General features: G+C 59.5%; 18 protein-coding genes. 7 read left to right on the forward strand and 11 right to left on the reverse strand.

Annotated features, from left to right (window positions below; genetic code table 11):
• Window positions 1-127 precede the first annotated feature (127 nt).
• Entirely contained in the window at window positions 128-1978 is a 1851-nt protein-coding gene (locus tag OKB77_RS03250; RefSeq protein WP_270816926.1) for an MOSC N-terminal beta barrel domain-containing protein, read from the reverse strand.
• A 77-nt stretch (window positions 1979-2055) separates the two neighbouring features.
• Here OKB77_RS03250 and OKB77_RS03255 point away from each other — a divergent pair, with 77 nt between their 5' ends.
• From OKB77_RS03255 to yciA, 6 genes are all read left to right on the forward strand, one after another.
• A complete protein-coding gene (locus OKB77_RS03255; protein ID WP_201951661.1) occupies window positions 2056-2808 on the forward strand; it encodes a substrate-binding periplasmic protein in 753 nt (250 codons plus the stop codon).
• 176 nt (window positions 2809-2984) lie between these two features.
• Window positions 2985-4631 carry an NAD(P)-binding protein gene (locus OKB77_RS03260; protein ID WP_201951658.1) on the forward strand — a complete coding sequence of 549 codons (1647 nt, stop codon included), beginning with the start codon at window positions 2985-2987 and terminating at the stop codon, window positions 4629-4631.
• The gene (gene nifJ, locus OKB77_RS03265; RefSeq protein ID WP_201951656.1) at window positions 4628-8203 is read left to right on the forward strand and encodes a pyruvate:ferredoxin (flavodoxin) oxidoreductase; all 3576 of its coding nucleotides are present in this window, start codon (window positions 4628-4630) and stop codon (window positions 8201-8203) included. The genes OKB77_RS03260 and nifJ overlap by 4 nt, the downstream gene beginning before the upstream one ends.
• Before the next feature lie 259 nt (window positions 8204-8462).
• The gene (locus OKB77_RS03270) at window positions 8463-9389 is read left to right on the forward strand and encodes a toll/interleukin-1 receptor domain-containing protein (protein ID WP_201951653.1); all 927 of its coding nucleotides are present in this window, start codon (window positions 8463-8465) and stop codon (window positions 9387-9389) included.
• Between the two features lie 139 nt (window positions 9390-9528).
• Complete coding sequence (locus OKB77_RS03275) at window positions 9529-10347, forward strand: NAD-dependent epimerase/dehydratase family protein (protein WP_201951652.1); 819 nt, start codon at window positions 9529-9531, stop codon at window positions 10345-10347.
• Between the two features lie 59 nt (window positions 10348-10406).
• A complete protein-coding gene (yciA, locus tag OKB77_RS03280; RefSeq protein ID WP_033113469.1) occupies window positions 10407-10811 on the forward strand; it encodes an acyl-CoA thioester hydrolase YciA in 405 nt (134 codons plus the stop codon).
• On the opposite strand, the gene OKB77_RS03285 is transcribed toward yciA, so the two are convergent.
• On the reverse strand, window positions 10812-11036 hold the full coding sequence (locus tag OKB77_RS03285) for a hypothetical protein (protein ID WP_005344394.1): 225 nt from the start codon (window positions 11034-11036) through the stop codon (window positions 10812-10814).
• Window positions 11037-11143: 107 nt separating this feature from the next.
• On the opposite strand from OKB77_RS03285, the gene OKB77_RS03290 reads away from it, so the two are divergent.
• Window positions 11144-11989 carry an endonuclease/exonuclease/phosphatase family protein gene (locus OKB77_RS03290; protein ID WP_005337873.1) on the forward strand — a complete coding sequence of 282 codons (846 nt, stop codon included), beginning with the start codon at window positions 11144-11146 and terminating at the stop codon, window positions 11987-11989.
• 126 nt (window positions 11990-12115) lie between these two features.
• Here OKB77_RS03290 and OKB77_RS03295 read toward each other — a convergent pair whose 3' ends face one another.
• The 9 genes from OKB77_RS03295 to OKB77_RS03335 form a co-directional block, all read right to left on the reverse strand.
• Window positions 12116-12412 carry a GrxA family glutaredoxin gene (locus OKB77_RS03295; protein WP_223849348.1) on the reverse strand — a complete coding sequence of 99 codons (297 nt, stop codon included), beginning with the start codon at window positions 12410-12412 and terminating at the stop codon, window positions 12116-12118.
• A 94-nt stretch (window positions 12413-12506) separates the two neighbouring features.
• Window positions 12507-13946, reverse strand: coding sequence for a D-alanyl-D-alanine carboxypeptidase/D-alanyl-D-alanine endopeptidase (dacB, locus tag OKB77_RS03300; RefSeq protein ID WP_005350510.1), 1440 nt, complete (start codon window positions 13944-13946; stop codon window positions 12507-12509).
• Window positions 13947-14059: 113 nt separating this feature from the next.
• Window positions 14060-15820 (reverse strand): DEAD/DEAH box helicase, encoded by a 1761-nt coding sequence (locus OKB77_RS03305; protein WP_100646328.1) that lies wholly within the window; start codon window positions 15818-15820, stop codon window positions 14060-14062.
• A gap of 115 nt (window positions 15821-15935) precedes the next feature.
• Window positions 15936-16973, reverse strand: a complete 1038-nt coding sequence (locus OKB77_RS03310; protein ID WP_042055557.1) for an HlyD family secretion protein — start codon at window positions 16971-16973, stop codon at window positions 15936-15938.
• Window positions 16974-16976: 3 nt separating this feature from the next.
• Entirely contained in the window at window positions 16977-17315 is a 339-nt protein-coding gene (locus tag OKB77_RS03315) for a DUF3302 domain-containing protein (RefSeq protein WP_005337862.1), read from the reverse strand.
• A 222-nt stretch (window positions 17316-17537) separates the two neighbouring features.
• Window positions 17538-18959, reverse strand: coding sequence for a carbon starvation CstA family protein (locus OKB77_RS03320; protein ID WP_158109636.1), 1422 nt, complete (start codon window positions 18957-18959; stop codon window positions 17538-17540).
• A gap of 140 nt (window positions 18960-19099) precedes the next feature.
• Window positions 19100-19804 (reverse strand): two-component system response regulator BtsR, encoded by a 705-nt coding sequence (btsR, locus tag OKB77_RS03325; protein WP_201951649.1) that lies wholly within the window; start codon window positions 19802-19804, stop codon window positions 19100-19102.
• Window positions 19801-21471: a sensor histidine kinase gene (locus OKB77_RS03330; protein WP_201951635.1), complete on the reverse strand. Its 1671-nt coding sequence runs from the start codon at window positions 21469-21471 to the stop codon at window positions 19801-19803. The genes btsR and OKB77_RS03330 overlap by 4 nt, the downstream gene beginning before the upstream one ends.
• Before the next feature lie 352 nt (window positions 21472-21823).
• On the reverse strand, window positions 21824-23059 hold the full coding sequence (locus OKB77_RS03335; protein WP_201951632.1) for an HD-GYP domain-containing protein: 1236 nt from the start codon (window positions 23057-23059) through the stop codon (window positions 21824-21826).
• Window positions 23060-23154: the final 95 nt, after the last annotated feature.

The following is a 23154-nucleotide window of genomic DNA, read 5'->3' on the forward strand; positions in this document are numbered from 1 at the left end:
CACTGATGAAGGCCGTGGGGACAAATTAAGGGCGGATCAGGTGAACAAGTGTGGATAAAGATGACCGGGGTCAATTCCCCGGTCATCTGGGGGGGGGGGCGTGAGTTAATGCGGCTCGATCACCCGATCATAGGATTTCAAGGTCGGTGAGCGGCACGGCGCAGCAGGCAAGGATCTTGCCCTCCGCCCGCTCGGCGGCGGTGATGGCGGGGGCGTCGGGGTGATCCACCTCGCCCGAGAGCAGCGTCTGTTTGCAACTGCCGCAGATGCCGGCGCGGCAGCTCCATGGCAGCTCTACGCCTTGCTTGTTGGCCTGATCCAGCACTGTGCCCTGATTGTTGCCGGTAAAGGCTTGGGCGCCGATACGCAGTTGTACCGCCTGATGGGGGCGGGCCACCGAGAGAATGGCGCCGCCAAAACTCTCCTGTTTGATCCGTGCGGCTGGAACGCCGAGGGCCGCAACTTTGGCGGCAGCATCGGCCATAAAGCCGTGGGGGCCGCAGATAAAGACCTCTTTTTCGGCCAGCCCTTTGATCAGTTGCAGATGCTCATCATTGAGTCGCCCTTGCAGCCCCTGCCAGTGATTGTCCGGCTGGCTCAGGATCAGGGTGAGGGTCATGCCCTGCTGCGCCATGGCGTGCAGTTCGCTGGCGGCGGGAATGTCCGCTTCGCTGCGGCACAGGTGCATAAAGTGAACCTCTTCCATCTCCCCGCGTAGCGCCAGGGTGCGGGCTATCGCCAGCATGGGGGTGACGCCGGAGCCTGCGGAGAGCAACAGGAGGTTGCGCTCGGACCCTAAGTGAAACTCGCCAGCGGGGTTGGCGGCCAGCAGCCGATCACCCACCTGCAACTGCTGGTGCAGCCAGTGGGAGATGCGGCCACCCTCCACCTTTTTGACGCTGATGCTGTAACGCTCCGGGTGATCCGGCGTAGAGCTCAGGGTATAGCGGCGCTGAACCCGCTCATTTTTGATATCGAGACTGATGGGCAGATGCTGGCCCGGCAGGTAGTCGGGCAGGGGCTCGCCATCGGCGGCTTCAAACCAGAAGGTCTCCAGATCCCGCGCCAGCGGTTCGCGGGCCACGCAGACCAGCTCCCGCTTCTTCGGAGCGGCGGCGGGATAGACCACCGGACGGGTGCGCTCCAGCACTTCTATCTCGCTGCCTGCCTCAATCCAGCCCTCGTTCAGCGCCACCAGATTCTGGCCGAAGTAGACCTCGCCATCCTCGCCACGGCGGTAGCGGGTGAGGGTAGCCAGCGGCTCTTTCAGGGCGTTGAAGCGATCGGTGCCCGCTTCCACCGTGGTCATGATGCAGCGGCTGCAGGGCTTGACCACTTTAAACTCCACCTCGCCGATGCGGATGCGCACCCAGCTGTCCTCCTCGAAGGGCTGGGTATTGCTTGCCACCAGATTGGTGCGGAATTGGCTCATCTGGTGCAGCGCATCGGAGCGCAGATTGAGATCCTCAAGGGAAGCCTGGCTTATCAGCAGCAGCGGATAACCGTCGGCAAAGCTGACCCGGGTGCCGGTCTTTTCACGAAAGCGATCAGAGGTTTCACCCAGCCAGAGCAGCTGCACCGTCTCCCCTGCCACCCGGCTCAGCCACCCATCGGCTTTGGGGTCGGTGTGCAGGGCGGTGAAACGGTCGCTCCAGACTTCGGTAGCTTGCGGGGCGCGGCTGAAGCCGACCTCTTGCAGAGTGAGCGGTTCAAAGCCCGGATAGCGCAGTTGCAAGCCCCCTTCGATGGGGGTGGCCACGATCTGTTGCAGTTGGGGATGGGTTCGGGCTGTGATAAAGGTGCCGTCCGGTTTGACCACCATGTAGCGGCGATCCCCTGCCAGTCCCTCTTCGGTCACCCGGGCGCGAGCCAGCGGCATACCTGCAGTCGATTTGATGGGGTAGAGGTGAATGCTGTCTAGCCTGGGCATCTTCATATCCTTGTGACGCGGCGCGATCGCCTGGAAAAAGGGGAACATAACGGTTCCCCGGCGATCCGGCAATCCTTTCAAGGGGGCGGTCTATAGTTGGGAAAACAGAACAAGAGGGCATCGGGATGAAAATAAGCTGGTTGCTGGCGGGGAGCCTTTTTTGCCACGGGCTCTGGGCGCAGGAGCTGACCCTGACCACGGGAGAGTATCCCCCTTACTGCTCCGAGACGCTGAAATATCAGGGGCTTATCCCTCATGTGGTGAGCGAGGCATTCAAGAGTGAAGGGGTGAGCGTCAAGTTCCAGTTTCTGCCCTGGAAACGGGCCTTTCGCTTGTCGGAGGAGGGCGTGGTAGATGGCACAGTCCACTGGTATGAGTCGAGCGAGCGGCGCAAAACCCATCTCTACAGCGATCCCATCCTGAGCGAGACCTACGTCTGGTTCTATCTCAAGTCAGCTCCGCTGGAATGGCGTGGCTATCAGGATCTGGCGGATCGCAAGCTGGCTGCGGTCAGTGGCTATACCTACAATGCAGATTTTTTTGCAGCCATCGCGCAGGTTCCGCTGCAGGTGCAGTTCGTCACCCGGCTGCGCCAGAGCTTTGATCTGCTGCTCTCCGGCCGCGCCGACCTGACCCTGGAGAACATCGATGTCGGCTACTACTCCCTGCGTCAGTTCTACCCGGCCAGCACGGTCGATCTCTTTGCAACCCATTCAAAACCCGTGATGAAAGTTGAAGGTCATCTGTTGATCAGCCGCAAGCGCGCCAACGCTGAAGAGCTGATCAAAACCTTCAATCGGGGGCTCGCCAAACTGAAAGCCAGCGGTCAGCTGGAGAAGATGTTACTTGAGTCACGTTCTGGTCTCTATGAACCATAAAGTGCAACATTTTTTGATCCTGATTCGCTAATCAGTACAAAAAAGCGGCCATTATCGACTCAGTTCCCAGTTTCTAACGCTTTCGCTTCTTCCCCATCCGGCCACCGTCTGCCCAGGCAAAACGGTATCAAGCGCCATCGGGTGGGGCCTGTCACACAAAAAGAAGAAAGCAATGTATGAGCAAACAACTGGACATGACCCCATTGCCGGATCTCTCCCTGAAAACGGGAACAGGCCCGGTGCGTACCCGGCTACCCGTCTGGCGGCCGGCCCTGCCACCCTGCAATCACGCCTGCCCGGCCGGAGAAAATATCCAGGCCTGGCTCTCTTTGGCTCAGGCCGGCCGTTTTGAGGCGGCTTGGCAGACCCTGATCGAAGAGAACCCCTTGCCCGCCATTCATGGTCGGGTCTGCTACCACCCCTGCGAGAACGCCTGCAACCGCGGTCAGGTGGATGAATCCGTCTCCATCCACGCCATCGAGCGCTTCCTCGGCGACGAGGCGCTGGCCCGTGGTTGGCAGCCTGCGCCACCCGCGCCCACCAGCGGCAAGAAGGTGCTGGTGATCGGTGCCGGCCCCTCCGGCCTCTCCTGCGCCTGGCACCTCAACCGGCTCGGCCATCAGGTGGAGATCCGCGAAGCGGGGCCGCTTGCCGGCGGCATGCTGCGTTTTGGCATTCCCGCTTACCGCTTGCCCCGCGACGTGCTGGATCGGGAGGTGGCCCGTATCGTGGCGGCCGGGGTGACCCTGACCCTCAACCACAAGGTGGAGGATGTGCTGCGCGAGCGCGACGAGGGGGGTTTTGACGCCGTCTTTATGGCCATCGGAGCCCATTTGGCCATGCGGGTTGATATTCCGGCCCGGGAAGCGGGCAAGATCCTTGATGCGGTGAGTTTCCTCGAGCAGGCCAGTCTGGCCGAAGAGCAGGGCTTACCGCCCCCCAAACTGGGACGGCGGGTAGCGATTTATGGGGGTGGCAATACCGCCATGGATGCGGCCCGCACTGCCCGCCGCCTCGGTGTGGAAGAGGCAATGATCATCTACCGCCGCGACCGGGACCATATGCCTGCCCACGCCTTCGAAGCCGACGAGGCCGAGGAGGAGGGGATCAAGATCAACTGGCTGCGCTGCATCCGCCAGCTCGATAGCACCAATATCGAGGTGGAGGTGATGGCGCTGGATGCCGAGGGCAAGCCGGTGCCCACCGGCAAGTTTGAAACCCTCGAAGCGGACTCCCTCATTCTGGCGCTCGGTCAGGAGGTCGATCTCTCGGTGCTGGAGAGCATTCCCGGCGTGCGGGTCAACAAGGAGGGAGTGGTGCAGGTGGCGGGTAACCTGATGACGGATGTACCGGGTCTGTTTGCGGGCGGCGACATGGTGCCCTCCGAGCGCACCGTCACCATCGCCACCGGCCACGGCAAAAAGGCGGCGCGCCATATGGATGCCTGGCTGCGCGGTCGCCACTACCACAAACCGCTCTCCTACCCGCTGGTGGGGCCGGAGCAGTTGCAGCTCTGGTTCCAGACCCACGCCCCGGCCAGCAGTCAGCCGGTCAAACCGGCGTGGGCGCGGGATGACTTTGGCGAGATCATCGGCGGGCTGGATGAGGTGGCTGCCCGCTACGAGGCGGCGCGCTGCTACTCCTGCGGCAACTGCTTCGAGTGCGACGGCTGCTACGGCAGTTGTCCCGAGCAGGCCATCGCCAAGCTGGGGCCGGGCAAGGGATATCAGGTGGATGCCGAGCGCTGCACCGGCTGCGGTGCCTGTCATGACCAGTGCCCTTGTCACGCCATCCTGCTGCGCCAACCGGAGGAGTCCCAATGAAACATGAACTGATCATGGTCGATGGCAACGAAGCCGCGGCCCGGGTGGCGTATCAGCTGAGCGAAGTGTGTGCCATCTACCCCATTACCCCGAGCTCGACCATGGCCGAACTGGCCGACGCCTGGGCGGCGGAGGGGCAGACCAACCTGTGGGGCAACATTCCCACTGTTGTGGAGATGCAGAGCGAAGGAGGAGCAGCCGGTACGGTACACGGCGCCCTGCAGGCGGGGGCGCTCGCCACCACCTTCACCGCCAGTCAGGGGCTGATGCTGATGCTGCCCAACATGTACAAGATCGCCGGTGAGCTGACCTCGGCGGTGTTCCATGTGGCGGCCCGATCGCTCGCGGCGCAGGGGCTGTCGATTTTTGGCGATCATCAGGATGTGATGGCGGCGCGCAGCACCGGCTTTGCCATGCTCGCCTCCGGCTCGGTGCAGGAGGCGCAGGACCTGGCCTTGGTCGCTCACAGCGTCACCCTGCAGTGCCGGGTGCCCTTTATCCACTTCTTCGACGGCTTTCGCACCTCCCACGAGGTGAACAAGATCACCGCCCTGCATCGGGATGAAATTCGCGCCCTTATCGACAACGACTGGGTGCGGGCTCACCGTGCCCGGGCGCTCAACCCGGATCATCCGGTGATGCGTGGCACCGCCCAGAACCCGGATACCTATTTCCAATCCCGCGAGAGTGTCAACCCCTTCTACGAGGCGGTACCGGCGCGGGTGCAGCAATGCATGGACAATCTGGGCGAGCTGACAGGTCGCCACTATCGGCTGGTGGAGTATCACGGCGCGCCTGATGCCACCGACGTCATCGTGCTGATGGGCTCGGGGGCGGCTACCGCCCGCACCACCGTGGATTGGCTCAACCGGCAGGATCGCAAGACCGGGGTGCTGATCATTCGCCTCTATCGCCCCTTCCCGGTACAGGCGCTGCTCGATGCGCTGCCGCAGAGCGTGCACCGCATTGCTGTGCTGGATCGCACCAAGGAGCCGGGCGCAGGGGGCGAGCCGCTGCTGCTGGATGTGCAGAGCGCCCTTATCGACGGTTTGCAGCGCGGCCTTATCAAGCGGCTGCCGTGGCTGAGCGGCGGTCGCTACGGCCTCTCTTCCAAAGAGTTCACCCCTGCCATGTGCGCGGCTGTGTTCGAGGAGCTGGCATCCGATGCGCCGCGTCCACGCTTTACCGTGGGGATTGTCGATGACGTGTCGGGCCTCAGTCTGGCCTGGCACCCCATCGGCGATCTGGAGCCCGCCAGCCGGGTGCGCGCGCTCTTCTTCGGCCTTGGTGCCGACGGCACAGTCGGCGCCAACAAGAACAGCATCAAGATCATCGGCGAGCTGGAGGGCTTCCACGCTCAGGGCTACTTCGTCTACGACTCCAAGAAGTCGGGCTCGCGCACCGTCTCCCACCTGCGCTTTGGCCCCGAGCCCATCGACGCCCCCTGGCTTATCGAGCAGGCGAGCTTTATCGGTTGCCACCAGTGGGGATTTGTCGAGTCGGTCGATCTGCTGGAGCATGCCGCCGAAGGGGCGACCCTGCTGCTCAATGCTCCCTATGAGCCTGAGCAGGTCTGGGCCGAGCTGCCCGAGCGGCTGCGCGCCCGCATTCGCGCCCTCGATATCCGCCTCTACTGCATCGACGGCGATCGGGTGGCCGAACGCAACGGTATGGGCAATCGCATCAACACCATTATGCAGACCTGTTTCTTCGCGCTGGCTGGCATCTTGCCGCGGGACGAAGCGATTGCGCTGATCAAGGAGAGCATCGAGAAGAGCTATGCCCGCAAGGGGCCCGAAGTGGTCGAGCGCAACTTCGCGGCGGTGGACGACACCCTGGCTCATCTGCATCAGGTGGCCATCCCGGCCGGTGAGGAGCAGATCAGCGACTATCCGCTGCCGTTGGCACCGGGTGGCAGCGAGTTTGTCCAGCGTGTCACCGGCGAGATGCTGGCGGGCCGCGGCGATCTGATCCCCGTCTCCATGCTGCCGGTGGATGGCACTTACCCCACCGCCACCAGTCGCTTCGAGAAGCGCGATATCGCCCGCGAGATCCCGATCTGGCATTCGGATATCTGCATCCAGTGCGGCAACTGCGTCTTTGTCTGCCCCCACGCGGCGCTGCGGGCCAAGTTCTACCATCAGGACTGGCTGGCGACCGCCCCCGAGGCGGCCCAGTCGGTGCCCGTCACCGCCAAGGGCTTCCCCGATAGCCGCTACACATTGCAGCTCTATCCGGAGGATTGCACCGGCTGCGGTCAGTGTGTGCAGGCCTGTCCGGTGCGGGTCGGGGCCGATGAGGAACACGAGGGCGAGCGTGCCATCACCATGATGGACAAGGCGCCCCATCTGGCTGGCCAGAAACAGGCGCTGCGCTGGTTCGAGAGCCTGCCCTGGCCTGCCCGCGAGCGGGTGGATTTCTCAACGGTGCGCGGTGCCCAGTTCCTCGAACCCCTGTTCGAGTTCTCCGGTGCTTGCGCCGGCTGTGGCGAGACCCCCTATCTCAAGCTGCTGACCCAGCTGTTTGGCGATCGCATGCTGGTGGCCAACGCCACCGGTTGCTCCTCCATCTATGGCGGCAACCTGCCGACCACCCCTTGGGCCAAGAACGGCGAAGGGAAGGGGCCGGCCTGGTCCAACTCCCTGTTCGAGGACAACGCCGAGTTCGGCTTTGGTTTTCGTCTCACCGCCGATCAGCATCACGGTCAGGCGGTGGCGGCCCTCGAAGCGATGAAGGGGGAGTTGGGTGAGGCATTGGTCGAGTCGCTTATCAACGCCCCGCAACGGCTGGAGTCGGAGATCCGTGCCCAGCGTACCCGGGTGGCGCAAGTGCGGGAGCGGCTGGAGGAGGTGAAATCCGGCAAGGCCCGCGAGCTGCTCTCCTTGATCGACCAGCTGGTGCGCCGCTCGGTCTGGATTATTGGCGGCGATGGCTGGGCCTATGACATAGGCTCAGCGGGGCTCGATCATGTGCTTGCCTCTGGCCGTGATGTGAACGTGCTGGTGATGGATACCGAGGTCTACTCCAACACCGGCGGCCAGATGTCGAAATCGACCCCGCTCGGCGCCGTCGCCAAGTTCGCGGCGGGAGGCAAGACGCTGGCCAAGAAGGATGTGGCGTTACAAGCCATCTCCTACGGCAACGTCTATGTTGCCCGCATCGCCTTTGGTGCCAATCCGCAGCAGGCGCTGCAGGCCTTGCGTGAGGCCGAGGCCTATCCGGGGCCGTCGCTGATCATCGCCTACAGCCACTGTATCGCCCACGGCATCGATATGGAGTTTGGCCTGACCCAGCAGAAACGCGCCGTGGCTTCCGGTCACTGGCCGCTGATGCGCTACAACCCGGTATTGCGCAGATCGGGGCAGAACCCCTTCAGCCTCGACAGCCTGCGCCCCTCCATTCCCCTTGCTGAATATCGGCAGGAGGAGACCCGTTATCGGGTGCTGGCCCAGAGCCATCCGGAGGAGGCCGAGCGGCTGATGCAGGTGGCGCAAAAAGTGGCGTGGCAGAAGTGGGCCACCTACGAGGAGATGGCCACCCGCGAAGCCAGCCATTTCCATCCGCCGGTGTGAGAATGGGTGAGTGAAATATAACCAAGCGGGCCATTGGCCCGCTTTTTGTATTTTTTAATGCACGTTATATCTGTGATCATTATCTGGTGTGTGAACAGTTTTGGTTGTAGTTACATCTTAAATATCAAAAATGATGTGTTGATATGTTAGGCAAGGCTGGGCAGGATGTACGTGGCTGAATCCACTACAACAGTATGTTGTTATATGAAAAATTATTTTGTAATGCAGTGTTATTTATATAGGGGAGAGTAATATAGTTATGAATGGTTTAGAAAAAATTGAGCTGATTGATGCCATTGCTGTTGAATTACAATCTAGAATGACGTTTTCAGATATTGATGTTTATTTTTCTGGGCATAAAGTTCCAACAGAAAATAACTACCCAACCAATAGTAAGCGTTCATATTCAAAAGATATGCTTTCAAAGGTTAGTGATGAAGTTATTTTTAAAATTGCAGAGGAGCTATCACTTGAAATACCGATGGCAAATGCTATGTCTACAAAAGAAGTAACTTTTTGGAAAGCAGGGCATTTTAAATTATTCCTTAGCCATTTGGCTTCGTTCAAAGTGCAGACATCTCATTTACAATCGGCTTTAAGGAAATACGCAATTTCTAGTTTTGTTGCACATGAAGATATTGAACCGACGAAACAATGGCAAGAGGAAATTGAAGCTGCCCTCCATACAATGGATGCCTTAGTCGCAATTCTAATGCCTGGTTTTCAAGAAAGTCGTTGGTGTGATCAAGAAGTTGGCTTCGCCGTTGGCCGTGATGTTCTTGTGATACCTTTGCGCAAAGGATTAGATCCGTATGGTTTTATTGGTAAGTACCAAGGCATTCAAGCTCAAAATAAAACTATTGGTGATGTAGCGGAAGCAATTTTTAGGACGTTGATAAAATCTCCAAAAACAAAAAATAAAATTTTAATGGCAATGTCTGGCGCCGTATCTAACGCTAGTTCACCTGAAGAGGCCCTTGATAAAGTTTCTATTCTTAAGTCGTTAGATAACATTTCAGTAGAGTTGCTTGATAGTTTAAAACAAGATGTGTCTGATAATCCTTTGTTGATGGAATCACAAGGGTTTATTAATGCATTTAATGCTTTGCTTTCTAAATTTGGCATCCAAAAACTAAATCACTCTAAGCAAGAGCCAGAAATGGAGTGGGAAGATATTCCGTTCTAGTAGATTCCTGAACAATTTCAGAAAGGGATTCATATATTGTGTCATTTTGATCACGAATTGAGTTTTGCAGGCAAGGCTTCCTTTTCCTACCAAGGCAGGTAAGCTGCGGGGCAAATAGCGTCAAGCAGGAGAAGGGACGATGACAGAGCAACATATCGCCGGGACGATCGGCATTCTGGGGGCGGGTTGGCTCGGGCTGCCGCTGGCGCGGGCCCTGCTGGCGGCAGGCAAGCAGGTGGCGGTGACGGTCAGCAGCGCCGAGAAGGCGGCCCGTCTGCAGGGGGAGAGGATCGCTGCCTATCCGCTGACGATTTCTGCCCATATGTCGGATGCATGGCCCATCCCCTGCGAATCGCTGGTTATCTGCGTACCGCCCAGCAAGACCGATGACTACCCGCAAGCGGTAGCAAAGGCCTGCGCGTTGGCCAAAGCGCACGGCACCCGGCGGGTGCTGTTTGTCAGCGCCACCTCGGTATGGGGCGCAGGGCAGCAGGAGGGGGAAGAACCCCAACCCCGTCATGCCCGTGGCGAGCGGATGCTGGCAGCGGAGCGGGCGGTGCTGGCGGCCGGTTTTGAGGCAGTGATGATAGTGCGCCCCTCCGGCCTTTATGGCCCGGATCGCCATCCCGGCCGTTTCCTCGCGGGCAAGACTCTGGATGGCGGCGCCCAGTCGGTCAATCTGGTTCATCTGGACGATGTGGTGGCGGCTTGCATGCTGCTGCTGGAGCGGGGCAAGGACGGAGATGTCTTCAACCTGAGCGCGCCGGTGCATCCGCGCCGCGAGCAGTTCTACCCCTTTGCGGCGCGTCAGCAGGGGCTGCCCGTGCCGGTCTTTATCGAGCCTGCCGGTGAATTTCAGCCCATCGACGGTCAGCTGATTTGTCAGCAGATGGGATTCAACTATCGCTGGCCCGATCCGGCCCACTGGTTTGCCGAGCTCGCTGCCTCGGGTAATTGAGGTTTGCCAAGGGGGTGATCGCCCCCTATCATGCCGCCATCCATGAGAGAGAGGCGGTAATGATGGTAGATACAAAACGTCACCCCGATGGGGAGTTGTTGCTGAGAACCCTGGCAATGCCAGCCGATACCAACCCCAATGGCGACATCTTTGGTGGCTGGATCATGTCCCAGATGGATATAGGTGGGGGCATTATGGCCAAGGAGCTGGCAAAAGGACGTATTTGTACCGTATCCGTCGAAGGCATGACCTTTCACAGTCCGGTCAAGGTGGGCGATGTGGTCTGCTGCTACGGCCGCTGCATGAAGATCGGCCGCAGCTCCATGAAGCTCAAGCTGGAGGTGTGGGTCAAGCCGGTACTGCGGGAAAACGATGCCCAGCGTTACTGTGTGACCGAGGGGATCTTCACCTATGTCGCCATCGACGAACATGGCAAATCCCGCCCGGTTCCGGTGAGTGCCTGATTAAATCAGCCGGGCATTGATGATGGATATTTCCTGCTCAAGCCCGGTTTTTTGCCGTATCATGCGTTCCAGCATCTCTTCCGAGCCCACATATTGCAGGGTGTCGAACAGGCAGAGATCGCATTGAGGGTCCCGTCTTATCTGATAGACGGTGGACAGCTCCACTTGATGACAATTTCCTTGTTGATCATAAAACGTCACGTTATACCGAAGTTCTTTCGCCATGAGACAAGGTCCTTCTGGTTGGGTGGAACAGGGACTATCAGCTTAGTCGGCGTGGATGACGTTTGTGATGGTCGCAACAAAAAGCAAAGGCGGGCGGTTGTTAGCCAATGAAAAATAGTTATCGCATTCTTGGCACCTCCCTGCTGACCCTGGGGTTGGTAGGCTGTTTTGAGGTGCCGGATCAGAACCATCTGGTCACAGCTCAAGGGATTGTGCCGGGACTCGACTGCCAGCGTCCGCCGCTGGTAGCGTTGGCGACCACGGCGCTGCCCCGTGAATTCGGGGTGACGGTGTGGAATCTCTACAAGGGCCAGCGCAAAAACTGGCGCGAAGGGATGGACAGTTATGCCAAGGGGCAGGATCTGGTGCTGCTGCAAGAGTCGGCCACCCGTCCCGATATGCTCGACTGGCTGCGCGCCGGTGATTTCCAGTGGCAACAGCTGCAAGCCTTCACCCAGGGCGGCGTGTCGTTCGGGGTGATGACGGTGGCCAAGACCCCGCAGGCGTTCGTCTGTGGCGTGCGCTCCCCCGAGCCTTTGCTGCGCATCCCCAAATCCGGGCTGGTGAGCCTCTATCCGCTGCAGGGCGACCCTGATGGCGTGATGGTCATCAATATCCATGCGGTCAACTTCGAACTGGGGATGGCCACCTTCCGCGAGCAGCTCAACGATCTGACTGCGCTGGTGCGCCGCCATCAGGGGCCGGTGATCCTGGCCGGTGATTTCAACACCTGGAGCGACAAGCGTCAGTTCTGGCTGAACAAACTGGTCGACGAGCTGGGGCTGCAAGAGGCCGTGCCGGTGCCTGACCTGCGCCGCACTGCTTTCGGTCGTCCGCTGGATCACCTCTACTACCGCAATCTGGACCTGGTCGAGGTGAGTTCACCGGCCACCGACAGCTCCGATCACAATCCCATCATTGCGCGCTTTGCCGCCCAGTCTGTGACTCCCTGACCCCAGTCTGTGACTCCCTGATCGGGAATGATGTGTGCGTGTTGCCCATAAAAAATCCGGCGCGTGATGGCGCCGGATTTTTTTATACGCTCTGGCGGTCAACCCGCTCGGGATGACCCGCAAGCATTACTGGTAGAGACCCAGATTCGCTTTGGCGTAGGCTTCGAAATCGGTGCAGCCACCGATGTGCTGCTCATCCAGGAAGATCTGCGGCACGGTATTGACCGGCTTGCCGGCGCTCTTGGCCAGATCTTCTTTGGTGATGCCTTCTGCATGGATATCCACGTAGCGGAATTTGAAGTCATCGCGCTGTTCGGTCAGCTGCTCGGCGATCTGTACGGCACGGACACAGTAGGGGCAACCCGGGCGACCAAAAATCACTGCAAACATATTTTCTCTCCGTTTTTTAAGCCGTTTATGTATGGCCGTTGATATGAGGCAGGCAACAGCATAGCCCTGCCTCGTGGCGACTTGAAGCCGAAATTATCGATACCCTGATTCGAGTGGGCCTATTGGCTCAGCTCTCATCGGCGATCTGGATCGGCTGCTGCTGATAGATGCTCTCCAGCACCCCCTTCTCGAACACAGTCCAGGGCCACGGCGCCTTGCTGGCACGGTAGCGCTCATGGGTGGCCGGATCTTGGGACAGGCCACGCTGGAACATCACGAATGCCTTGCGCTGGCCGCCTGCCGTGTCGATAAAGCCCACCAGATTGGAGGTGCCGGTGATGGTTCCCGTCTTGGCGTGGACCTTGTTCTTCATCATGGGGGCGGTGACGCTGCGGCGCCACGCCAGGGTGCCATCCACCTGAGAGCTTGGCAACAGCTTGATCAGGCCAAGTTCGGCATCATTTTTCTGGATGAAGTTCAGCACCGACATCATCTGACGGGCGCTGATGAGATTGTGAGCGGAGAGACCGGAGCCGTCTGCCAGAGTGGCGTTGCCCAGATCGATGCCGTTCTTGGTCAGGATGGCGCGCACCGCCATGGTGCCGCTGCGATAGCTGCCCGGCTTGTTGTAGTAGTGACGGCCCACGGTTTTGAGGAAGGTATCGGCATAGAGGTTGTCCGATTTCTTCAGCATCTTGGCGAGCATCACCGGCAGGGAGACCGAGTAGTGGGTGCCGAGGGTCTCTGCCCCTTCAGGGGCCTTGTGGGTGACCCGCAGCAGGCCATCATGCTTGATACCGGCACGGTTCATCGCCCAGCGGATGTTGTCCCAGCCCCAGGCTTCCACATCGTGAATGGCGAAACGCAGTCCCTGCGGCTCCTTGTTCGGGGTGATGCAGCCCTTGAGCTCGTAGAAGTTGCCCTTGGCCATGTCCACTTCCAGTGCGCAGAACTGGCGCGCCATGTCGCCATAGCTCATCACTTCCACGTTGTCGGCACCGATGCCGATGGGGACGCCGGTAGCTACATTGCCCACCGCCGGTTTGCCAATCTGGGTGGCAGTGATGGTGCCGTAGGCGCAGTTCTTGTCGATGATGACCGAGGAGACGGGCGCTGCGAAGCAGAGGGTCTGATCCCCCCACGACCAGCCGTTGCCGCGCTCGTAGCCGTTGTAGGCGCCGGTGTTGACGTAGACGTTGCCCTTGATGCTGGTGACGCCGAGCTGTTTGAACAGGGCGAGCAGATCCATCCGGGAGAGGGTGGGGTCGCCGACGAAGTTAATCCAGATATCGCCGTTGATGGTGTCACCCTGTTTGGCTCCGGGCTGGGCCTGAATGTCAGTGGCGAAGCGGAAATCGGCACCCAGCTCGAGGCGGGCCGCCAGCGCGGTGAGCACCTTCATGGTGGAGGCGGGGGCGATCATCTGATCGGCGTGGCGGGCGAACTCGACGCCGTTATTGCCCTGCACCATGATGGCGTACTGGCCACCCTGAGGGGGCGTCAGCGGGGCGGCATGAGCCGCCAGAGAAGAAAAGAGAGCACAAAAACCAATCAACAGCCGCTGCATAACATCCTCTAACGTGATGAAGGGCCCGGCAGTGGTGCCGACCCTGATAATTCAACCAGCCGATTCGGGATCGACGGGGGTAATGCAATTCATGCCATGTATGCCGGTCGCCATCATGCCATCGAGTTGGCGGTACGATAGCGACCCTCATAATCAAAAATTTTCTCTTTTATCTGCCAGAAGCGACCCGATTTGCGGGCGATGACAAAATCCGGATGACGGAACTGGTTTTCTGCCGCCAGCACGCTCGCCAGGGTGGCAAATTCGGGCTCCAGCCCCGGGGCGGGCCAATGATGACGCACAAAGTGCTGTTGAAACAAGCGCCGTGCGCCCGGGGAGTGAAATCCGAAGTATTCACTGAGGGTCAGCCCATCCTCATCGTGGTAGGTCACCTCCAGCCGCTCCCCCTGTTTGCCGCGCCCGGCTGTGAGGGTTAGCCCCGCACAGCGGATCACCATGCAATCCTTGAGATTGAGCGCCTCTTTGAGCTTGTCGTCAGGGTCCACCAGCAGCTGATCGCAGCTCTGGCAGCGGCGGGCGGCGATGTCGTTCTCCGCACCGCAGCCGGGGCAGATCTTGGCGCGAAAGCGGTAGTCGCACTCCTCGCGGTTGCCCTCATCATCTTCGAACAGCCCCTGACAGCGGCGACCGTAGTGCTCGATCACCTTGCCATCCTCGTCGGTCTTGCCCCAGAAGGTGTTGGCAAAACCGCAGGCGGGGCAGGGCACCTGTACCGGTTCGGTACCGGCGTGGGGGCGAGGCTCCCCCACTTCGGGGGCAAACAGGTTGAAGTTGTTGCCCGCATAGTCGAGCACCAGACAATCCTCCTTGCCCGGCGAGAGGCGCAGGCCCCGCCCGACGATCTGCTGATAGAGCGAGACCGACTCGGTGGGGCGCAGCATCACGATAAGATCGACGTGGGGGGCGTCGAAGCCGGTGGTGAGCACCGCCACGTTGACCAGAAACTTGAGCTCGCGCGCCTTGAAGGCGTTGATGAGGGCATCGCGCTCCGGCCCCGGCGTTTCGCCGGTAATAAGGGCTGCCTGCTGGCCTCTGGCGCCAAGCAGGCCGTGAATTTCACGGGCATGCTCGACGGTGGCGGCAAAGATCATCACCCCCTGCCGGTCGGCAGCATACTCCAGCACCTGACTCAGGATATGGGGGGTGACCCGCTGCTGGCGCTTGAGCTCGCCGTTGAGATCTGCCTCGCTGAAGAGGCCGTTCTCCCTCGCCACCAGCTTGCTGAAGTCGTAGTGGACTATGGGGGCATCCACCATGCGCGGCGGCGTCAGGTAGCCGTTTTTGACCATAAAACGCAAGGGCAGCTCGAACACGCAGTCGCCAAACAGCCGCTCGCCGTGGCTCTTGACCATGCCGTGATAGTGGCGCCGGTAGATCCAGCCCAGCCCGAGCCGATAGGGGGTGGCGGTGAGGCCGAGGATCTTGAGGGCCGGGTTGGCGACCTTGAGGTGGTCGATCACCTGATGGTACTGGCTGTCATCATCGAGCGATACCCGATGGCACTCATCGATGATCAGCAGCGAAAACGCCCCGTCGAAGGCCGCCAGATTGCGGGCAACCGACTGCACCGAGCCGAACACCACCTGGGCGCTTGCCTCCTTGCGATCCAGGCCGGCAGCGAAGATGTCGGCCTTGAGCCCCCACGCCTCGTACTTGGCGTGGTTCTGCTCCACCAGCTCCTTGACGTGGGCCAGCACCAGCACCCGGCCGCGCGCTTTGCGGGCCAGCTCGGCGATCACCAGACTCTTGCCGGCACCGGTGGGCAGCACTACCACGGCGGGATCCGGGTGTTTGCGAAAGTGGCTGATCACGGCGTTGACGGCGTCGGTCTGATAGGGTCTGAGAACGAACATGCAGGCTTGGGTGTGTCGATGTGGGGTGGGGCAGGATGGCGCCATTATAGGGTGCTTGCCGTCACAAAAACAGCGGGCCGGCATGATGCCGGCCCGCAGGGTGCTTGGGTGCTGATCAATGGAACGGGAAGATGTAGTTCATCCAGCTTGCCATGCGCAGCAGTACTTTGCGCATCACAGATACATGGTGGAAGTAGTGGGTATAGATGGCAGCCTGCCCGCTGGAGCCTGCTATTACCTGATACTTGGCCCACTCGGGGTCGGTGATGGAGATAACCACCGGCAGACGACCCGGGCGCACCGCAGTGGTTTGATCCAGCAGACCGGCGTTGGCCTGCACGTTACCGGCGGCAATGGCCGGAACCACGGCGGTTACCTTGCCTTTGAAGATCTTGCCGGGTACGCCATCGATCACCACTTCGGCCTCATCGCCCACCGCCAGTCGCTGCATGCTGTTCTGCCAGAACCAGCCGACGTAGGCGGTGTCATCCTTGTGGATGAAGGTCATCACCGGACGATACATGAAGGGGGTGGCGATCATGCCGGGGCGCAGGGCCAATTGCACCACATGACCATCGCTCGGGGCATAGACCACGGTTTGTGACTGCTGGTACTTGGCCTCCATCAGTTGGGCCTGCAGATCGTTCAGGGTGGCTTTCTGCTGGTCAATCTGGGCCACGATATCGTCCACGTTGGCCTGAGTGACGTCGAGGTCGCGCTGCTTGCCCACGCCACGGCGCATCAGGTCGCTGGCGCGATCCCGATCCAGCCTGGCGGAGCGCAGTCTTGCCTCGATGGACTTGAGGTGCTCGCGGTTGGATTCGACCCGTGCGGTGAGGCTCTCCACTTTCAGGCGGAACGGCTCGTCATCGAGGCGAAACAGCACGTCGCCTTTTTTCACCGGCTGATTGGCTTGCACCGGCACCTCAACGACCCGGCCCTTGACCAGCGGCACTATGGGGGTAGAGACGTAGTAGTTGCGCGCCATCTCGGAGTAGGGGTGGTTGTAGTTCATCAGCATGATGAGGGTGCCGATGAGCAGCACGCCGCCCAGTGCTGCGGTGGGGACGGTCCACTTGTTGAGCGGGATGCGGAAGATTTTGAATATGGCGACACAGAGCGCCGTGTAGGTCAGGATCAGTAGCAGGTCCATGGTTTATCCCTGTTGCTCACTCTGTTCGATAGTGTTGATACGGCTCTTCAGATCCGCCAACTCCTGCTTGAGGGCCGCCAGCTCCTCTTCATCTTTTTGCAGCCGCTGGCTAAAGCCCCAGCCGCGATCGGGGCGATAGATGGTTGCCCAGATCCAGAGGAAGGGCCACAGCACATGCAGGGTAAACAGGCTGACCCAACCTGCCACGTGAATGGCATCCTGATGAGGGTGATTACGGTGTTTGGCAATCTCGTAAGGAATATCGTGGATAACGATGACTCCATAAAAAATGACCAGCCCGACAAAGACGAGCAGACCAAGTGCAAAATAATCAAGGGCCATTTATAACCTCCGCTGGCATGACGCACAGCTTAATCATTGGTTCCAACAAGCACTAAAGCAATTAAGAATCACACATTTATCGTCAGTTCGCCCGGAATCTTAAAGCTATTCGCTGTATTGAAGCTGAAGCCATTCAACAGTTGTTTTATTAGTCTTTTTGTCATTAAAAAAGGCGCCATCAGGCGCCTTTTTGTGCTGCTTTCGCTGCATTTTTTGCTGTTTTTACCCTTCGCTGGTACTGCTGACTAAGGGCTGGCGGAACTTCATCAGGAAGGCCACGGTAATGGCCGCCGTTGCAGCCAAGCCGATGATGGTGGAGGTCCCCATCTCCAGCCCGAACCCGATGGGGGCGTTGGCCAGATAGGTGATCACCACAGCGGTCATGAACATGGCGGGAATGGTGCAGATCCAGTGCAGCTTGCCCTCTTTGATGAGGTAGGCAGCCGCAGCCCACAGCATGATGACGGCGGTGGTCTGGTTGGCCCAGCCGAAGTAGCGCCAGATCACCCCGAATTCAGCCTTGGAGATGATAAAGCCAAGGATAAACATGGGGATGGCGATCAGCAGACGCTTGGCCAGCGGCTTCTGGGTCATCTTCAGGAAGTCCGCCACGATCAGGCGAGCACTGCGAAACGCGGTGTCACCGGAGGTGATGGGCAGGATCACCACGCCGAGGATGGCCAGAATGCCGCCGACTGTGCCGAGCAGGCTGGTGGAGACTTCGTGTACCACGGCTGCCGGGCCGCCGTTGGCCATGGTGGCGTTGAGCGCTTCGGTGCTGTCGTAGAAGGAGAGACCCAGGGTGCACCAGATAAGGGCGATGATCCCTTCACCGATCATTGCACCGTAGAAGATGAAACGGCCAGATTTTTCGTTCTGCATGCAGCGCGCCATCAGTGGTGACTGGGTGGCGTGGAAGCCTGATACCGCGCCACAGGCGATGGTGATGAAGAGCAGCGGCCACAGTGGCAGCTCGGTCGGGTGCAGGTTGGAGAAGTCCATCCCGGTGTTGTAGAAGCCTTTGCCGGAGGCGATCAGGCCAACGATGAGGCCGACCGACATGAAGACCAGCAGGGCGCCGAAGATAGGGTAGAAGCGGCCGATGATCTTGTCGATGGGGACTATGGTCGCGAGGATGTAGTAGGCAAAGATTGCCACGATCCAGTAGACCAGATCGGTGGAGGTGAGGTTGGCCAAGAGGCCCGCCGGGCTCAGCACAAATACCACGCCCACCAGCATCAGCAGCACCACGGCAAACAGGTTCATGAAGTGCTTGGCGGCGGTGCCAAGATGCTCACCGACCACGGTTGGCACCGAGGCCCCCTTGGCGCGTACCGACAGCATGCCGGAGAAGTAGTCATGTACCGCACCGGCGAAGATGCAGCCAAAGACGATCCAGAGCATGGCGACCGGGCCGTAGAGGGCACCCAGGATGGGGCCGAAGATAGGGCCGACACCTGCGATGTTGAGCAGTTGAACCAGATAGACTTTCTTGTCCGACATCGGGACATAGTCCACCCCGTCAGCCATGGTGATGGCGGGGGTTTTCAGCTCGGGTTTCGGGCTGAATATCCGTTCGATGAATTTGCCGTATATGAAGTAGCCGGCCACAAGTAAGCCGACACAGAGGAAGAACCAGATCATTGCTACGCTCCTGCATTGTTATTTTTTAGTGTGCAGAGCGAGTCTAAAACGGTTGCGCCTGACTGGCAGGTGAAACTCCCCGAGCGGCGCTTTGACGCGCCGAGCGGTCGGCGGCTGTGATCAGGCGCACACTCCGCGGCTCAGTCCAGCCCCAGCTGATCTTTGAGCTCCTTGAGATAGCGACGACTGACCGGCACCCGGGCGCCGCTCGGGGTGACAATCTCTGCCAGCTGGTTATCCAGCAGCCGGATCTCGAAGATGGCGTTGGGGGAGACCAGATACTGGCGGTGGCAGCGCAGCAGCGGGCTCTTTTCTTCCAGCGATTTGAGGGTGAGCTGGGTGTGGAACAGCTCGTCCTGACAGGCCACATGGACCCCACCCAGATCGGAGAAGGCATACTCCACCTGCGCGATGGGGAGCAGCCTGACCCGATTGTGCAGATAGCCCGGAATATGTTCTATGGTGGGGGCCAGCCGCTCGATGGGCTGAGGGGAGATATCCTGCTTGAGGCGAGCGAGGGTTTTGGCGAGCCGAGCGGGCTCCACCGGTTTGAGCAGGTAGTCGAAGGCGTTCTCTTCAAAGGCCTGAATGGCATATTCGTCAAAGGCGGTGACAAAGACGATGCGGGGCAGGGGGTCGAGCATGGCGACCAGCTCCATGCCGCTCAGCTTGGGCATCTGGATATCGAGGAACACCACATCGGGCTTGAGGCGCTGAATAAGCGGCAGCGCCTCGATGGCGTTGGCCGCTTCCCCCACGATCTCGATGGCAGGATCGCAGGCCAGCTGCTGCCTCAGCTCTTCGCGGGCGTAGTGTTCGTCATCGACAATCAGGGTGCGGATCATGGTTGCTCCTTGGGGATGGTGATCGAGACCCGGGTCCACTGCTCAGGCTCGCAGGCAATAGTCACGCCATAGCGCTCGCCAAAGGCGCTTTTCAGTCGCCGATCGACAATGGTCATGCCCAGACCGTCGCCAGCGGGGTGCGCTTGCCAGGTGCCTGCATTATCTTCCACATGGATAGTGACGCTGGTGGGATGCTCATCGGTATAGAGGCGAATGCGCCCTTGCTCCAGCAGGGTCGAGACGCCGTGCTTGATGGCATTCTCGATCAGCGGTTGCAGGGTGAAGCTGGGCAGTCGCAGTGTGGCCAGATGGGGCGGGATCTCGTTTATCACCGTCAGCCGATCGCCAAAGCGGGCCAGCTCGATCTCCAGATAGGATTGGCAGTGCTCCTGCTCCTCCAGCAGCGTCGCAAGGCCGCTCTGGCGTTTGAGGTTCTTGCGAAAGAACAGCGATAGATGCAGCAGCAGATCCCGTGCCTTGTCCGGATCGCGCCGGGTGATGGCACTGATGGTGTTGAGGGTGTTGAACAGAAAGTGGGGGTTGATCTGGGCCTGGATAAGTTTCAACTCGGACTGCACCAGCAGCCGCTGATGCTGCTCCAGCCGACCGGCCAGCAACTGCTGTGACAGCAGGTTGGCAATCCCTTCCCCCAGGGTGTGGTTGATCTTGAGAAACAGCCGCTTCTTCGGCTCGTAGAGCTTGATGGTGCCGATCACTCCTTTGTCCCCCTGCAGCGGGATCACCAGCACCGAGCCCAGTTGGCATGCGGAGGAGAGGCTGCAGCGATAGGGCTGGCTGTTGCCATCGGCAAACAGCACCTTGTTCTGGGCGATGGCCTGCATGGTGATGGCTGACGCGATGGGGGTACCCGGCAGATGGTGATCTTCGCCGGTGCCGATAAAGGCGAGGATCTGCTCGGTGTCCGTGATGGCGACAGCCCCCACGCCGGTCTCCTCCTGAATGATGCGGGCAATCTTGTTGCTCGCCTCTGGGGTAAAGCCCTGACTCATGATCCCCACGGTGCGGTTGGCGATATTGAGCGCCTTGGCGGAGAAGACCCGGGAGAACTTCTCATACATCCGCTGCTGGTCGCGGATCATGCTGATAAAGAGCGCCGCGCCGCAGGAGTTGGCCAGAATCATCGGGGTGGCGATGGTGCGCACCAGCAGCAGGGATTTGTCGAACGGGGTCGCCACCAGCAGGATGATGACCATCTGCATGATCTCGGCGTAGAGGGTGGTAAAAAAGGCGATGCGCGGTTCAAACAGGGCATCCGTTCGTCCCGAGCGCATCAGGCGCCAGTGCACTATGCCCCCGAGCAACCCCTCGCAGGTGGTGGAGATGGCGCAGGCGAGATCGGTAAATCCCCCCAGCGTATAGCGGTGCAGACCGCCGGTCAGCCCCACCAGAAAGCCCACCAGCGGTCCCCCCAATAATCCCCCCAAGACGGCGCCGACCGCCCGGGTGTTGGCGATGGCATCGTCGATATCGAGGCCTACATAGGTGCCGAGGATACAAAAGCTAGAAAAGATGATGTATATCAGTATCTTGTGAGGTAGTCTCACTGAATAGTTGGCAAGCGGGCGCAGCAGCGGGCTTTTCGAGAAGAGATAGGCGATCACCAGGCTGACGCTCATCTGTTGCAGCAAGGAGAGGACCAACTGCATAAAAAACGCTCCTCATAAGCCAGCTGAAAAAATAGCCAGCCCGTGAATAAGTGTGATCAGGATCTTGTTCTGTTGGCCCAACTGGGCGTAACGGGCCGTTAGTTTGCCAGAACAAGTGGATAAAACCATATTAAATCAGCATGTTAAATTGATATTTGTGTAAGCGGCAGCGGGTTGATATTGATGGATGGAGCATGAATGTATCCGCTGGATACGCCACACGGAGGTGGCATGCTCCGCCCGGCCCTTGGCTGGGCGTTTTTTATACATGGTCAGTTGGCAACCTTCTGATGGGGGTTTGAGCAATTATTCCGGTTTGTCCAATGAGTTATCCCCAGCTTCTGGGGATAACTCAGAATGCAAAGTAGTAGCAGAAGCGGCGGGTCAGGTTGAAGAACTGCCGTTGTCCCTCATCGAGCTCTTCCTGTTTCAATACTCCGGTAATAATACGCTCGTCTTCCCGCAGGTCGATCATGGCGACGGCTTCTGGCCGCTGGGCCTTGATATAGGGCAGGATCTTCGGCTTGAGGGGCATGGTGGGCTCGGTGGATAGAACCAGAGCAATGCTCTCGTCCGAGAGTTTCACCAGTGATCCTGGCGGATAGACTCCCAGCACTTTGATCAACAACTTGACCAGATTCTGGTCGAACTTTTTCTGGGATAACTTGTAGAGCTGGCTGATGGCCTGACCCGGCGCGGCCGGGTTGCCGCTGTTGCGGGGATGGAGCAGCTCGTCGTAGAAGTCGACCAGCCCGATCAATCGCGCCAGCGGCGGGATCTCCCCGCCCTTGATCCCGAGCGGATAACCGCTGCCGTCGAGCCGCTCGTGGTGCAGATGGGCGACCTGACGGATTTTCGGTTCAAAGGCGTTGAGCTGGGTCAGCATGTCAAATCCGTACTGGGGATGCATATTGAGGAAGTTCTGCTCGGCCTTGTTGAGATCCCCCCGTTTTTGGGTGATCTGGCTCGGGATTTTCAGTTCGCCGATGTCGTGGATAAGTCCCGCAAGTCCCGTCTCCTCAATCTCGATGGGGTTCATGCCGAGTTCGCGGGCCATCAGCATGGCGATAAAGGCGACGTTGAGGCTGTGCTGCAACAGGATATCTGTATGGGGGCTGCGAATAAGGTGGAGCCCGAGAGGCCCTTCGTGCTGACTGAGGGTGAAGGCGGCATTGCGGACGATCTGGGCGGTATTGGCCAGCCCTTCATCCGGTTTGAGGTTCAGCGCCCCGAGAGCATCACGCAGCTCGCTCATGGATTGGCCAAAGGCTTTGTCAGCGGCGCGCATGGAGCGGCGAAAGGCTTTCTCGTCAAAGGGGGGCGGGCCCGAGTCAATCAGCTCGTCCAACTCGTCAAGGTCAGGCCCGGCATCCGGGATATCGCCGCGCAGCAGCGGCTCGATGGGCAGATCGCTCTTGTCGGGGTCGACCATCAGCAGGGTGAGATCAAGATGACGGAGAATGTCGAGTTGCTGCTGATCCTTGATCTTGAAGGTATTGAACATAAACGGGTGGTTGGTCCATCCCGTGGGGAGATGGATATAGTGGCCTACTCTCAATTGCTCTATCGAGGCTTGGATCAGTGCCATCGGTTAACCTGCATTTCATGAATGCCTACTCAACAAGCTAGCAAAATCCGATGGATAGACAACTAAAAATCCATTTCGGGGCTGCGGAGCACCCC

The organism is Aeromonas sp. Y318-3 (assembly GCF_027706185.1).
Classification (GTDB): Bacteria; Pseudomonadota; Gammaproteobacteria; order Enterobacterales; family Aeromonadaceae; genus Aeromonas; species Aeromonas veronii.